Below are 14,629 nucleotides of genomic sequence, written 5' to 3'. Positions count from 1 at the left end.
GTGAACATGCGCCATTTACTGAAAATCTAGGGAAGAGACCACCATGAAGAAGCTTCTGACCGGTGCTCCGGTCATTGCGGCAATGGCCAGTGGAGCCTATGCCGGAGGACTCGATCGCACCGGCCAATCGATCAACGTCCTGTTCGAGGAAGGCGGCGCGACCGGCAGCTATTTCGAGCTGTCCTTCGCACAGACCAGCCCGGATCTGTCGGGCAAGGGCGTGGGGATCGCGGCAGCCGGGTTGCCGAGCGGCACCAGCTATTCGGATGTCGGAAACAGCTTCTGGAGCATCGGGACCGCTCTGAAGGTCCGCTTCAGCGGCAAGCTGTCCGGCGCGCTGATCTTCGACCAGCCCTATGGCGCCGACGTTTCCTATTCCGGAAACCCGGGCAGCACGGAGCTTGGCGGCACCAGCGCCTTTGCCGAGACCAACGCGATCACCGCGCTCGTCCGCTACAAGTTCGACCAGCGTTTCAGCGCCTATGGCGGCCTGCGCATCCAGACGGCCGAGGGCGAGATCGACCTCAGCGGCCTCGCCTATGGCCCGACCGAGGCGATGTACCCGGCGCTGCCGTCGGAGGCCCGTCGCTCGGCCAACGGCTACAGCGTCGACCTCGACCGCGATACCGCGCTTGGCTATGTCATCGGCGCGGCCTACGAGATCCCGGAAATCGCCCTGCGGGCGTCGCTGACCTACAGCTCCGAGATCACCCACGAGATGAAGACCAAGGAAAGCGGTCCGAACGTCGAGGTGACCATTCCCGGTCTCGGCGGTATCCTCGTGAACCCCTACGAAGGTTCCTCGACCACCGACGTCAAGACGCCGCAATCGGTCAATCTCGACCTGCAGACCGGCATCGCGGAAGACACGCTGCTCTTCGGCTCGGTTCGCTGGGTGGACTGGAGCGAGTTCCGGATCGATCCGAAGAATTTCGTGAACGCCACCGGCGGCGGGCTCGTCGAACTCGAGGACACGACGACCTACCAGATCGGCCTCGGACGCCGTTTCAATGACCAGTGGGCGGGATCGTTCGCGGTCAGCTACGAAGCGGAAACCGACAAGCTCGTCTCCCCGCTCGCGCCCTCCAACGGCCTCTGGGCCGTGGCGCTCGGCGCCTCCTACGACATGGGCGACATCAAGATCTCCGGCGGCGCCCGCTACACCTGGCTCGGCGACGCGACGCCCGAGACCGGCACGCCCGACGTGGCGCGCGCGGACTTCAAGGACAACACCGCGCTGTCGCTCGGCATGCGGATCGCCTACGCCTTCTGATCGCCACCAAGCAGACCGGACGGCCCCTCCCTCGCGGGGCCGTCCAACCGACGCCGCACTTCGACTGCTTCGCCAGTCCGCCGCCCGGGCTCACCTGCGGCACTGGCATAGCCCCAATGTCCCTTTCGCTGAAGCTTGCCGAGGTCGCATTCCGGCCACCAGCCGGTGACGTGTGACTTTTGCATGGGTACGCAGCGTCTCGGCGACGAGCCTCCCCCGGATCCACCGCCCGCGGCCGATCTCGACTTCGCACCGCCAATGCCTTGGCCTCGGCATCCCTTGGTGCCGTTCCCTTGCCTGCAGAGCAAACGTCCTGCCGTATCGCAGGGCCGCGCCGTTTCACCGGACCCGCACACCACAGGCGAATCGCTCTGGATCAAACCCGGCCGGGCCGCTACCAATCGAGCCATGAGTTACCCGCCCCGCCTCTATCCGGACGCCGCCACCTGGGACGCCGCTCCGCAGAAACGCATCCTGCTCTTCGGCATGTCCGGGTTGGGCAAGACGCATGTGTCCCGGATGCTGCGCGCCGACGGCGCCTGGTTCCACTACTCGGTCGATTACCGGATCGGCACCCGTTACATGGGCGAGCTGATCTCCGACGACTTCAAGCGCCACGCGATGAAGGTGCCGCATCTGCGGGAGCTGCTGCTGTCGGACTCGATCTATATCGGATCCAACATCACCTTCGAGAACCTCGCGCCGCTATCGACCTATCTCGGCAAGCCGGGAGACGAGGCAAAGGGCGGCCTGCCGATCGAGGAGTACCGCAAGCGGCAGGAGCAGCACCACGTGGCCGAGCGGGCCGCCCTGCTCGACACGCCGCATTTCATCGAGCGGGCCAGCGACATCTACGGCTATCCGCATTTCGTCTGCGATTCCGGCGGCTCGATCTGCGAGGTGGTGGACCCGGCCGATCCCGAGGACCCGATCCTGACCGCGCTTGCGGACTCGATGCTGCTGGTGTGGATCAAGGGGTCCGATCATCATGCCGAGGAGCTGGTGAGCCGCTTCAATCGCGCGCCCAAGCCGATGTGCTACCGCCACCCGTTCACCGAGGCCTGCTGGACCGAGTTCCTCGAGCAAAACGGCGTCTGCGAGGAGGCCGTCGACCCCGACGCCTTCGTCCGCTTTGCCTATCGCCGCGCGATGGCGGCCCGTCAGCCGGCCTATGCCGCGATGGCGGAAAACTGGGGCGTCACCGTCACCGCCGAGGAGGTCGCCGAGGCCGGCAGCCCCGAGGCTTTCATCTCGCTGGTCGGGCGCGCCCTTGAGCGCGGCTGAGACCTGACCTATCTGAACGGCCTCAAACAGAAAGAAGAGCCATGCCGATCAAACTGCCCGAAACCCTGCCCGCCTATGATGTCCTTCTGAACGAAGGCGTCATGGTCATGGGCGAGGACCGGGCCGCCCGGCAGGACATACGCCCGCTGCGCATCGCGCTGCTCAACCTGATGCCCAAGAAGATCCAGACCGAGACGCAGTTCGCCCGGCTGATCGGGGCGACGCCGCTGCAGATCGACCTGCACCTGATCCGGATCTCCTCGCACGAAACGCGCAACACCGCCGCCGAGCACATGGAGGCGTTCTACAAGCCCTGGGTCGAGGTGCAGGACGAGAAATTCGACGGCCTGATCATCACCGGCGCCCCGATCGAGCACCTTCCCTTCGAGGAGGTGACCTATTGGGACGAGCTGCAGCAGATCTTCGACTGGACCCAGACCAACGTGCATTCCACCCTCGGCGTCTGCTGGGGCGGGATGGCGATGATCAACCATTTCCACGGCGTGGCGAAGCACATGCTGGACCACAAGGCCTTCGGCTGTTTCCGGCACCAGAACCTCGCCCCCGCCTCGCCCTATCTGCGCGGCTTCTCGGACGACCTGCTGATGCCGGTCAGCCGCTGGACCGAGATCCGGCAGGACGAGGTCGAGGCCGTGCCGGCGCTGATCCCGCTGTTGTCCTCCGACGACACCGGGCCGGCGCTGGTGGAAGACCCCGAGCACGGGGCGCTCTATATCTTCAATCACTTCGAATACGACAGCGGCACGCTGAAGGAAGAGTACGACCGCGACGTGTCGGAGGGGCGCGAGATCAAGGTGCCGGTGAACTACTACCCGGACGACGACCCGCACAACCCGCCCACCAACCGCTGGCGCAGCCATGCCCACCTGCTTTACGGCAACTGGATCAACGAGATCTATCAGACCACGCCGTTCGACCTGAATGCCATCGGCACCGGGCACTGGTAAGGGCGGCGGGCCGGATCACGGCTACCCGCCGGTCGGCCGGCTCCTGCCCGTCGGCGGGGGCGTGGTCCATGCCCTGACCACCGGCAGCGGACCAGACGTGGTGCTGCTGCACGGGGCCTCTGGGAACCTGCGCGATTTCACCTTCGATCTTGTCGGGCGGCTGGCGCGGGATTTCCGCGTCACCGCCTTCGACAGGCCCGGACTCGGCCATTCCGATCCGCTCCACGCCGACGGCGAGAGCCCCGCCGAGCAGGCCGCGGTGCTGGATGCCGCCGCGGGGATGCTGGGCCTCGGCCGGGCGGTGATTGTCGGCCATTCCTTCGGCGGCTCGGTCGCAATGGCCTGGGCGCTGGAGCATCCCGAACGCGTGGCGGCGGTGGTCACGCTCGCCGGCGCCACCATGCCCTGGCCGGGCGATCTCGGGCCCTGGTATCGCATCGCCTCCACTACCTTCGGCGCCGCGACCGTGGTGCCGCTGGTCTCGGGCTGGTTGCCGGACAGCTACGCCCGGAACTCCGTGGCCTCGATCTTCGCCCCACAGCAGCCCCCCGACGGATACCTCGAGCATGTCGGCATCCCGCTCACCCTGCGCCGCGCGGCGGTCCTGCGCAGCAACGTGCGGCAGGTGGCGGGGCTGAAACCCCATGTCGCCGCCATGGCCCGTCGCTACCCGGGCCTTTCGATCCCGGTCGAGATCGTCCACGGCACCGCCGACACGATCGTTCCGGCAGCGGTCCATGCCCACCCGATGTCCCGTCTGCTGCCCAATGCCCGGCTCACCAAACTGCCCGGCATCGGGCACATGCCTCATCACGTTGCCCCGGATGCAACGCTGGCCGCGATCCGAAGCGCCGCGGTCCGGGCCGGATTGAACTGAACTCCATCCACGGACATACTGGAAAAAAAGAGGGAAATTCGATGTCCAGCCTGCCCTTCGATGGTGCCATCAGTGAGTTCTACAAGAAAAGTGCCCCGGAAAGCGTCCGCAAGGCGATCAAGGGTTCCGAAGGCAAGCCGATCCTCAACAGCAGCTACCCCTACCAGGAACGGATGGGGCGCGACGAATACGAAGACACGCTGCACAAGCTGCAGATCGAACTGGTGAAGCTGCAGGCCTGGGCGCATCGAGCTGGCGAGCGGATCGCCATCGTCTTCGAGGGCCGCGACACCGCCGGCAAGGGCGGCGCGATCAAGCGCTTCATGGAGCACATGAATCCGCGCTCGGCTCGCGTGGTTGCGCTGTCTGCGCCCACCAGTCGCGAAGCCAAGCAATGGTATTTCCAGCGGTACATCGAACAGATGCCGGCGGGCGGCGAGATTTGCCTGTTTGACCGGTCATGGTACAACCGGGGGGTCGTCGAGAAGGTGTTCGACTTCTGCACGGAACAGGAGCGGCAGGCATTCTTCAAGCAGCTCCCCGATTTCGAGAAACTCATCGTCGAGGATGGAATCCGGCTGTTCAAGATCTGGCTCAACATCAGCCAAGCCGAGCAACTCAACCGGATGCTTTCGCGCGAGCATGATCCGCTTAAGCAGTGGAAGCTTTCCAAGATCGACGTCGACGGCCTCAGGTTCTGGGAAGAGTATTCCGAGGCTATCTCGGAGACCCTGCACCTCACCCACGAGATCTATGCCCCCTGGACCGTGATCCGCGCCGACGACAAGCGCCGGGCCCGCATCGCCGCGATCCGCCTCGTGCTGAGCCAGGTCGACTATGACGGAAAGAAGGAGAAGGTGGTCGGGAAGCCGGATCATCTCATTTGCGGGGGCCCTGCCCTGATACATGCCTAAGAAACGGGGCTATCATCACGGAAATCTGCGCGAGGCGCTGATCGATGCGGCGCTCGGGCTGATCGAACATAAGGGACCGCAGGGCTTTTCGCTTTCGGAAGCCGCGAAGGACGCAGGCGTAACCCCGGCCGCGGTCTATCGCCACTTCCAGGGGCGCGAGGATCTGCTGACCGAGATCGCTCGGCAGGGGTTCGAGATCTTTGCCGATCTCATGGAATACGCCTTCGACAAGGGGCAGCCTTCGGCGCTCGCCAGTTTCGAGGCCACCGGCCGCGCCTACCTGGCCTTTGCCCGCAAGTATCCCGGCCATTACCAGGCAATGTTCGAGGCCGGGCTGTCGCTTCAGTCGGACCCGCAGCTTGCAAGCGCGGCGGAGCGGGCCAGCGGGATCCTCGAGCAGGCAGCAGAGCGCCTGATGGAGCAGCTCCCCGCGGGGCGCAGGCCGCCGCCGCAGATGGTCTCGGCCCACATCTGGGCGATGAGCCACGGTGTGGTCGAACTCTATGCCCGCGGTGCGCCAGGCAGCCGCGCCCCGTTCCCGGCGGACGACCTTCTGGAAACCGGCATCGGAATCTACCTGCGCGGCCTCGGCCTGTTGCCGCCAGACATCTGATCCTGACATGGTCGACAGCACGGGGTGCGCGAATCATCGCAGGGCGGATTCGCCACGCTGCGCCTTCGGATGTTCGCGCTAACTATCTGGTTTTCCAGCGGTTCGCCTTCCGGGCCAAAAGGCAATTTCTCCCAACAGACCAATGAATTGCCGCGATTCGCCTAGCTCACCGCGCGAAACGCTTCCGCATCGCAGCATTTCTCGGGTATCCTGCACTTCAAGCAATCACGGCCATGGGGAGGATGGTGATGACTTGGAGCGATATCCTGCAGGATTGGCACGGACAGCTCTCACGGCTTCACGACCTCTTTCCCCATGCCGATCCGGTCGCGTTGGCCCGGTTTCGCGGCAACAAGCGCCTGCTGGCGGAGTATATTGCAGATACTCATGACCTGACCGAAGCCGAAGGTGCCGAAGCCATCGAGTGGCGCCTCATGCCCGGCGCCGCGACGCGGGACGTGGGAGCCTTCGCCTGCGCTGCGGAGTGAGGCTGCTGGCAGACCTCCGCACGTCGAGAGCACAGATCAGGTGAGCGACGTCACCCAGAGGATCGTGGCGTCATCCTGGCTCAGAGAAATCACGTTATGGCCCATCGTCGCGTCGTAATAGGCGCTGTCGCCGCGGCCCAGGTCGACCGGCGCGTAGAACTCCGTGAACAGCCGGATCACCCCCGTCAGGACCAGCAGGAACTCCTCGCCCTCGTGGCGCACCCAGCCGTCGAACTCGTCCATCGAGCGCGCCCGGATGCGTGCCCTATAGGGCAGCATCTTCTTGCTCGTAAGTCCGTCGGCCAGCAGTTCGTGCTCGTAGGTAGCCGTCGCATGGGCAGCGCCGTCGCCGGATTTGTTCACCACCATGCGCCCGTTGGCCTCGACCTTCGGCGGCGGCGTGAAGAGTTGCGGCACCGAGATGTTGAGTCCCTCGGCGAGCTTCTTGAGCGCGTCGTAGGTGGGCGACATCTGCCCGTTCTCGATCTTCGAGAGCGTCGAGCGCGCCAGCCCGGCCTGTCCGGCCGCCTGTTCCAGTGTCCATCCCTGCGCTTTGCGCAGCGCCCTCACCCGCTCGCCGAGGTCGAGCGGCTCGACACGCTCATCCTGTCCGCTTTCACGCGCGATCCGGATGAGGTGCTTGGGGTCGGAGGGATAGCTCTGGTCGGTCATGGACGGGTCATAGGGGATGCCCAGAGGCATTTCAATCCGCGGCTTCGAGCGCATCCAGTCGGCAAGGTATGCTTGCACCGGGCACGGCGGTCACCCTTCTGCCCAACGCCTCTCTGCAATCGTGGCCCCAATGGCTAAACCTCGCACGACGCCCTACGCGCCGAAGGCGCGCCCGGCCCAACGGGAGGAGGCGCATCTCCGATGCGTCGACGACGGGCGGGAGCCGACCGCCGGTGGCTCCGCACCCCCAACGCGCCAGGCGACGATCCGGCCTTCCGAAGCTTGCCCCACGCGCCCGCCTCCGCTAGCCGAATGACATGACAGCTTCGGTCCATTTCGAGACGGCCCCCGTGCCCCCGCCCCCCTCCTTCAACCTCGCCGCCCATGTGCTGGCGCAGGCCGACCGGCTTGCCGACAAGACGGCGCTCGCCATCGTCTCGCCATCCCGTGCGTCGCGGTGGCGCTACGGGGCGCTGGCGCAGGCCGTCGAAGGTATCGGCGCGGGGCTTCTGGCCGCCGGGCTCACTCCAGGCGACCGGCTGCTGATGCGCCTCGGCAACGAGGTCGAATTTCCCCTCGCCTTTCTCGGTGCGATCTGGGCCGGGATCATCCCGGTGCCGACCTCGGCCGCCCTGACGTCTCCGGAGATCACCGCCATCGCCGCCGAACTCCGCCCCTCCGCCATCGTCGCCGCCCCCGACGTGGCCCTGCCGGACGGAAGCGACGCCCGGCTGATCCCGGCCCTTGCCCTGCGCGAGATGGAGACGACCCCGCCGTGCCCGCCGGCGATGGGGTCTCCCGACCGGCCCGCCTATATCGTCTACACTTCCGGCACCTCCGGTCGACCGCGCGGCGTCGTCCATGCACATCGCGCGATCTGGGCCCGGCAGATGATGTGGGAGGATTGGTACGGGCTGCAGCAATCCGATCGCCTGCTCCACGCCGGCGCCTTCAACTGGACCTACACGCTCGGCACCGGCCTGCTCGATCCTTGGGCGATCGGCGCCACCGCCCTGATCCCCACCGCCGGCGTGACGCCCGACCAGGTGCCGCTCCTGCTCAAGCGCCACGACGCGACGATCTTTGCCGCCGCGCCGGGCGTCTATCGCCAGATGCTGCGTGGCGTCGACCGCCTCGACCTGCCAAGGCTGCGCCACGGCGTGTCGGCTGGCGAGAAGATGCCGGACGCGCTCCGCGACGCATGGCAAGCTGCCACCGGCACGGAGGTACACGAAGCGCTCGGCATGTCCGAATGCTCGACCTACCTCTCCGGAAGCCCCGCTCGCACCGCGCCACCCGGCAGTTCCGGCTATCCCCAAAGGGGCCGGCGGCTGGCGGTTCTCGATGCCGCGGGGCAGCCCGTGCCGCGCGGCACGCCCGGGACGCTGGCGATCCACCGAAGCGATCCCGGGTTGATGCTTGGCTACTTCGAGGCCGATCGCGAGACAGAGGATCGCTACCAGGGCGATTGGTTCCTGACTGGAGACACGGCTTCAATGGCCGGAGACGGCGCGATCACCTATCTGGGCCGGGCCGACGACATGATGAATGCCGGCGGCTACCGCGTCTCCCCGTTGGAGGTAGAAGCGGTCCTCTGCAGCCACCCGGGCATTATCGAAGCCGCCTGTGTCGAGGTCGAGGTCAAAGCGGACACAACGGTCATCGCCGCCTTCTACGCCGGCCCGGAAGCGCTGTCTTCGGAAGCGCTCGCTGCCTTCGCCGCCGAACGGCTCGCCCGCTACAAATGCCCTCGCCTCTTCACCCATCTGCCGGCCCTCCCTCGGTCCGGCAACGGCAAGATCGACCGCAAGAGCCTGCGTCGCGCCCCCTGATCCAGCCCGCAGGGCTCCCGCCCGTCGTCGACGCATCAAAGATGCGCCTCCTCCCGTTGGGCCGGGCGCGCGCTTCGCGCGCGTCAGATCGCAGCTCCACCGACCCTCTCGCCACCCACCCGCCGCAGGCGGGCCACGCCCAACCGCTGCCGAGCGGGCCCGCAAGGGCACGCGAGCGCAGTGGGCGGGAGAGCCCGGCTTGTGGTCGGGCGCACCGCCATGCCGACGAGGGACCGCGACTTTTCCCTTGGCATCGGGCACATGGCTGCTACACGAGGCGGCATGATCAAGCTCGACATCCTCTCCGACCCGATCTGTCCCTGGTGCCTCATCGGCAAAACCTTGCTGTTACGCGCAATGGAGCAGCGCCCGGACCACCCCTTTGCGATCGAATGGCACCCGTTCCAGCTCAACCCCGACATGCCGCGCGAGGGAATGGACCGCCGCGCCTATCTCGAGGCGAAATTCGGTGGAAAGAAACAGGCGGTAGAGGTCTATGCCCGGATCGCCGAGGCCGCCGAGGCTGCGGGGCTGGAGATCGACTTCGGCGCCATCAAGCGCACGCCCAATACGCTCGACGCCCACCGCCTTATCCATTGGGCCGGGATCGAGCAGCGCCAGACCCTCGTGGCCGGCGCTCTCTTTGACGCCTACTTCCTCGAGGGGCGCGACATCGGCGATGTGGACGTCCTGGCGGACATTGCCGACAGCGCCGGCATGGATGCAGCCGTGGTGCACCGCCTGCTGGAGAGCGATTCCGATATCGAGGACATTCGCACCCGCGACGCGAATGCCCGCGAACGTGGCGTGACCGGCGTACCGACTTTCGTGATCGCCAACACCCATGTCGTGCCCGGCGCGCAGCAGCCGGATCTCTGGGTGAAGCTGATCGACGAGATCAACGGCCAGCTCTAGCGCGGCCCCGGCCCGGACGGGGCGGCGGAAGCTTGCGCACAGGCCGCTGTGCAGATTCTCACAATTGGCGGATCAGACCCCTTCGTGTTAGCGGCAACGCTCAGAAGGATCCCTGACATGCCAAAACGCCTGCCCCGGGTCGAATTCATCGCGCTCATCGCGATGCTGTTCGCCACCATTGCCTTTTCGATCGATTCCATGCTCCCGGCCCTGCCGGAGATCGCGCAGGAGCTGACACCCGAGAACCCGAACCGGGCGCAGCTGATCCTGACCAGCTTCGTGCTGGGCATGGGGCTGGCGACGATCTTTACCGGGCCGCTGTCGGACACCTTCGGGCGGCGTCCGGTGATCCTGGGCGGCGCGGCGGTCTACATTCTGGGAGCGATCATCGCCTGGCGGTCGAGCACGCTCGAGATGATGCTGCTCGGGCGTCTGGTCCAGGGCTTCGGCGCCGCCGGTCCGCGGATCGCCGCCATCGCCATCGTCCGCGACCTCTATGCCGGCCGCGAGATGGCGCGGCTGATGTCTTTCGTCATGATGGTGTTCACGCTGGTTCCCGCCGTCGCGCCCACGATCGGGGCTGGGATCATCGCCCTGACCGGGTGGCGCGGCATCTTCGGCTCGTTCCTGCTGTTTTCCCTGGTCAGCGCCGCCTGGATGATGCTCCGGCAAGAAGAGACCCTTGAGCCGGCCAACCGACGTCCGTTTCGCCCGTCGTCGCTCTATCGCGGCGTCGTCGAGGTGCTGTCCAACCGCGTCGTGCTGATCGCCGTCGCGGCGCAGGGCTTCTGCTTCTCGATCCTGTTCGCCAACATCAGCTCGATCCAGCCGATCTTTGACATCACTTTCGGCGAAGGCGCTCATTTCCCGCTCTGGTTCGGCATGATCGGCCTGTTTGCCGCCGGCTCCAGCCTGCTGAACGCCAACCTCGTCGGCCGCTACGGAATGCGCCGGCTGGCGACCTATGCGCTCGCGCTGCAGTTTGCCTTTTCAGCCATCGTGTCGGTGCTCTTTGCCGAAGGTTGGCTGCCGGCGAACAGCGGTTTCGTCATCTACCTGCTCTGGACCTGCTCGGTGTTCTTCCTGAACGGACTGACGCTCGGCAACCTGAACTCCATCGCGATGGAGCCGATGGGCCATCTCGCGGGCCTCGCGGCCTCGGTGCTGGGCTCGGTGGGCACAGTGATCGCCGTGGCGCTGGCGGTGCCGATCGGGCTGGCCTTCGACGGCACGCCGCTGCCGCTCATGGTCTCCACCGCGCTGCTGGCCGCAATCTCTCTGATCCTCGTTCTGCGGATCAGGCGGGTGCAGGGCGCCCTGCCCGCCTGATCAGCGCGCCTTGGCGGGCGCCGCGCCCCTGGCATGCTCGGCAAGGTCGCGCGCGATGGCGAAGGCGCCCTTGATCTTGTCGGCGTTGTTCTTCCAGTCCCGTCGCACGACGATCTTGTTGTCCTTGATCTTGGCGAGGCCGTTCTGGCCCTGCACGAAGTCCACCAGCCCTGCCGGGTTGGCGAACTTGTCGTTGTGGAACTGGATCGTCGCGCCCTTGGGCCCACCGTCGAGCTTGGCGATGCCGGCGCGCTTGCACATCGCCTTGATCCGCACGATCAGCAGCAGCGTGTTTACCTCTTTGGGCAGCTTGCCGAAGCGATCGATCAACTCGGCGGCGAAGCCTTCCAGCTCCACCTTGGTGGTGAGACCGGAGAGCCGGCGATAGAGGCCTAGCCGCACGTCGAGATCCGGCACGTAATCCTCCGGGATCAGCACCGGCACGCCAAGATTGATCTGCGGCGCCCATTGGCCATCGTCATCGGTCAGCCCCTCGAAGCTGCCCGACTTGATCTTGCCGATCGCCTCTTCCAGCATCGTCTGGTACAACTCGTACCCCACCTCGCGCATCTGGCCGGACTGCTCCTCGCCCACCAGGTTGCCGGCGCCACGGATGTCGAGATCCTGGCTGGCCAGCGTGAAACCCGCGCCGAGCGTGTCGAGCGAGCCCAGAACGCGTAGCCGCTTCTCGGCGGCATCGGTCAGTTTCATGCGCGGCTTGGTGGTCAGGTAGGCGTAAGCGCGGGTCTTGGCACGCCCCACCCGGCCGCGGATCTGGTAGAGCTGCGCGAGCCCGAACATGTCGGCACGGTGCACCACCATCGTGTTCGCGGTCGGAATGTCGAGGCCGCTTTCCACGATGGTCGTCGCCAGCAGCACGTCGTACTTGCCGTCGTAGAAGGCGTTCATCCGGTCGTCGAGCTCGCCCGCCGCCATCTGGCCATGGGCCACGACATAGGAGACCTCCGGCACATGGTCCTTCAGGAAGGCCTCCATGTCGGGCAGGTCCTTGATGCGCGGGACCACGAAAAAGCTCTGCCCACCGCGGTAGTGCTCGCGCAGGAGCGCCTCGCGGATGGTCACGGTATCGAACTCGCTGACATAGGTGCGGATCGCCAGGCGGTCGATGGGCGGCGTGCCGATGATCGACAGGTCCCGCACACCCGAAAGCGACATCTGCAAGGTCCGCGGGATCGGCGTTGCTGTGAGCGTCAGCACGTGGATGTCGGAGCGCATCTCCTTGAGCCGCTCCTTGTGCTGCACACCGAAATGCTGCTCCTCGTCGATAATGAGCAGCCCGAGGCTGTGGAACTTCACCTGCTTGGCGAGCAACGCATGGGTGCCGATGGCGATATCGACGGAGCCGTCGGCGATGCCCTTGCGGGTCTCGGTAGCTTCCTTCGTGCCGACGAAACGCGAAAGTTGCCGCACCTTCACCGGGAAGCCCCGGAACCGATCGGCAAAGCTCTTGGCATGCTGGCGGGCGAGCAGCGTCGTCGGCGCGATCACGGCGACCTGCATCCCCGACATCGCGGCGACGAAGGCCGCGCGCATCGCCACCTCGGTCTTGCCGAAACCCACGTCGCCGCAGATCAGCCGGTCCATCGGGATGCCCCGATCGAGGTCATCGAGCACGTCCTCGATGGCCTTCAGCTGGTCGTCCGTCTCCTGGTAGGGGAAGCGGGCCGAAAACTCCTCCCAGGCGTGGTGATCGATATGCAGGACCGGCGCCTTGCGCAGGGCCCGCTCGGCCGCGATGCGCATCAGCTTGTCGGCGATCTGGCGGATACGCTCCTTGAGCTTGGCCTTCTTGGCTTGCCAGGCCCCGCCGCCGAGCTTGTCGAGCAGCCCTTCCTCATGACCGAAGCGACTCAGAAGCTCGATGTTTTCCACCGGCAGGTAGAGCCGCGCGCCCTCGGCGTATTCGAGGTGGATCATCTCGTGATCCGCGCCGAGCGCGTTGACGATCTCCAGCCCCATGTAGCGGCCGACGCCGTGGTCGACATGGACCACGAGGTCGCCGGGGCTGAGCGATTGCGCCTCGGTCAGGAAGTTCTCCGCCCGCCGCTTGCTGCGCGGCTTGCGGATCAGCCGGTCGCCCAGCACGTCCTGCTCGGAGATGACGGTCAGCCCGGTGCCTTCGAAGCCATGCTCCAGCGCCCAGACGACGAGGTAGAGCCCGCCCTTGCCCTCGGGCACGTCGCGGAAATCGGTGATCTCGGTCGCGCCGACGACGCCCTCGTCCTCCATCAGGCCCGCGAGCCGCTCCCGCGCGCCCTCGGAATAGCTGGCGACGACGACCTGCCCATCCTGACGTTTCTTCTTAAGGTGCTCGGCCAGCGCTCTGAAAAGGATCACGTTTTCCTGCTGGCGCTCGGGCGAGAAATTGCGCCCGATCCGCCCGCCGGCGTCGATCGCACCGGGGCCGGTGCCCTGCGGCAGCGCGCTCAGCTTGAGCACCCGGTGGCCGGCGATCGCGGCCTCCCAGCCGGCATCGTCGAGATAGAGCGTGGCCGGAGCCGCGGGCTTGTAGACGGAATCCAGCCGCGCCTTGGACTTCATGGCCTCCAGCCGGTTGTCGTAGCTGTCGACGATCCCGTCCCAGCGAACCAGACGCGCGGCGTCGGTCTGGTCGTCCAGCATCACCGCGGCGTCGGGCAGATAGTCGAAGAGCGTCTCCAGCCGCTCGTGGAAGAACGGCAGCCAGTGCTCCATGCCGGCGTGCTTGCGCCCCGCGCTGACCGCCTCGTAAAGCGGATCGTCGGTGCCCGCGGCGCCGAACTCGATGCGATAGGTCTGCCGGAACCGCGTGATCGCCGCCTCGTCGAGGATCACCTCCGAGACCGGCGCCAGCTCCACCGCCTGCAGCTTCTCCGTGGTGCGCTGGTTGGCGGTGTCGAAGCGGCGGGCGCCGTCGAGTACATCGCCGAACAGGTCGAGCCGGATCGGGCCCGGATGGCCCGGCGGGAAAACGTCGATGATACCGCCCCGCACGGCGTAGTCGCCCGGCTCCAGCACCGTCGGCGCCTGGGTGAAGCCCATCCGCACGAGGAAGGATTTCAGCGCCGCCTCGTCGATCCGCTCCCCCACCCGTGCGGTGAAGGCCGCCTCGCGCAGCACCGCCCGCGCCGGCACGAGCTGGGTTGCGGAATTGAGCGTGGTGAGCAGCACGAAGGGGCCGGGAATGCCCGCCGTCAGCGCCGCCAGCGTCGCCATCCGCCGCGCCGAGATCTCGGAATTGGGCGAGACCCGGTCGTAGGGCAGACAATCCCAACCCGGAAAATCCAGCACCACGGCGTTGGGCGCAAAAAAGCCGAGCGCCGCCCGCATCTCTGCCAGCCGCTTGTCGTCGCGCGCGACATGGACGACGGGCGCGCCCTTTTCCAGCTCGCGGGCGATGAGCAGCGCGTCATAGCCTTCGGGCGCACCGCCGACAGTGATATGTGCTTGAGCTTTCATGACCG

General features: G+C 66.4%; 12 protein-coding genes. 10 read left to right on the top strand and 2 right to left on the bottom strand.

Features of this window, described 5'->3' with window-relative positions; all coding sequences use genetic code 11:
* Positions 1 to 43 precede the first annotated feature (43 nt).
* The 7 genes from ACFQ2S_RS09440 (at position 44) to ACFQ2S_RS09410 (ending at position 6,417) form a co-directional block, all read left to right on the top strand.
* Positions 44 to 1,273, top strand: coding sequence for an OmpP1/FadL family transporter (locus ACFQ2S_RS09440; protein WP_386074189.1), 1,230 nt, complete (start codon positions 44 to 46; stop codon positions 1,271 to 1,273).
* A gap of 408 nt (positions 1,274 to 1,681) precedes the next feature.
* On the top strand, positions 1,682 to 2,557 hold the full coding sequence (locus ACFQ2S_RS09435) for an ATPase (RefSeq protein ID WP_386074188.1): 876 nt from the start codon (positions 1,682 to 1,684) through the stop codon (positions 2,555 to 2,557).
* 41 nt (positions 2,558 to 2,598) lie between these two features.
* Positions 2,599 to 3,525 (top strand): homoserine O-acetyltransferase MetA, encoded by a 927-nt coding sequence (gene metA / locus ACFQ2S_RS09430; protein ID WP_386074186.1) that lies wholly within the window; start codon positions 2,599 to 2,601, stop codon positions 3,523 to 3,525.
* On the top strand, positions 3,500 to 4,402 hold the full coding sequence (locus tag ACFQ2S_RS09425; protein ID WP_386074185.1) for an alpha/beta fold hydrolase: 903 nt from the start codon (positions 3,500 to 3,502) through the stop codon (positions 4,400 to 4,402). The genes metA and ACFQ2S_RS09425 overlap by 26 nt, the downstream gene beginning before the upstream one ends.
* A gap of 41 nt (positions 4,403 to 4,443) precedes the next feature.
* A complete protein-coding gene (gene ppk2 / locus ACFQ2S_RS09420) occupies positions 4,444 to 5,316 on the top strand; it encodes a polyphosphate kinase 2 (protein WP_386074183.1) in 873 nt (290 codons plus the stop codon).
* Entirely contained in the window at positions 5,309 to 5,929 is a 621-nt protein-coding gene (locus ACFQ2S_RS09415) for a TetR/AcrR family transcriptional regulator (protein WP_386074182.1), read from the top strand. Before ppk2 ends, ACFQ2S_RS09415 begins: the two co-directional genes overlap by 8 nt.
* A 248-nt stretch (positions 5,930 to 6,177) precedes the next feature.
* The gene (locus tag ACFQ2S_RS09410; RefSeq protein ID WP_386074181.1) at positions 6,178 to 6,417 is read left to right on the top strand and encodes a hypothetical protein; all 240 of its coding nucleotides are present in this window, start codon (positions 6,178 to 6,180) and stop codon (positions 6,415 to 6,417) included.
* Positions 6,418 to 6,453: 36 nt separating this feature from the next.
* On the opposite strand, the gene ACFQ2S_RS09405 is transcribed toward ACFQ2S_RS09410, so the two are convergent.
* Entirely contained in the window at positions 6,454 to 7,119 is a 666-nt protein-coding gene (locus tag ACFQ2S_RS09405) for a helix-turn-helix domain-containing protein (RefSeq protein WP_386074179.1), read from the bottom strand.
* Positions 7,120 to 7,406: 287 nt separating this feature from the next.
* Between ACFQ2S_RS09405 and ACFQ2S_RS09400 the strand changes: the two genes are divergently transcribed.
* The 3 genes from ACFQ2S_RS09400 (at position 7,407) to ACFQ2S_RS09390 (ending at position 11,165) form a co-directional block, all read left to right on the top strand.
* Entirely contained in the window at positions 7,407 to 8,921 is a 1,515-nt protein-coding gene (locus ACFQ2S_RS09400; protein ID WP_386074178.1) for a class I adenylate-forming enzyme family protein, read from the top strand.
* Between the two features lie 282 nt (positions 8,922 to 9,203).
* Positions 9,204 to 9,836 (top strand): DsbA family oxidoreductase, encoded by a 633-nt coding sequence (locus ACFQ2S_RS09395; RefSeq protein ID WP_386074177.1) that lies wholly within the window; start codon positions 9,204 to 9,206, stop codon positions 9,834 to 9,836.
* Between the two features lie 84 nt (positions 9,837 to 9,920).
* Positions 9,921 to 11,165 (top strand): multidrug effflux MFS transporter, encoded by a 1,245-nt coding sequence (locus ACFQ2S_RS09390; protein ID WP_386074311.1) that lies wholly within the window; start codon positions 9,921 to 9,923, stop codon positions 11,163 to 11,165.
* Here the strand turns inward: ACFQ2S_RS09390 and mfd are convergent, their stop codons facing one another.
* The gene (gene mfd, locus ACFQ2S_RS09385; RefSeq protein WP_386074176.1) at positions 11,166 to 14,624 is read right to left on the bottom strand and encodes a transcription-repair coupling factor; all 3,459 of its coding nucleotides are present in this window, start codon (positions 14,622 to 14,624) and stop codon (positions 11,166 to 11,168) included.
* Positions 14,625 to 14,629 lie beyond the last annotated feature (5 nt).

The organism is Tropicimonas aquimaris (assembly GCF_042676185.1).
In the GTDB taxonomy this organism is placed as follows: Bacteria; Pseudomonadota; Alphaproteobacteria; order Rhodobacterales; family Rhodobacteraceae; genus Tropicimonas; species Tropicimonas aquimaris.
The sequence above is the reverse complement of the archived record's forward strand: the minus strand, read 5'-3'. Positions and strand labels throughout refer to the sequence as shown.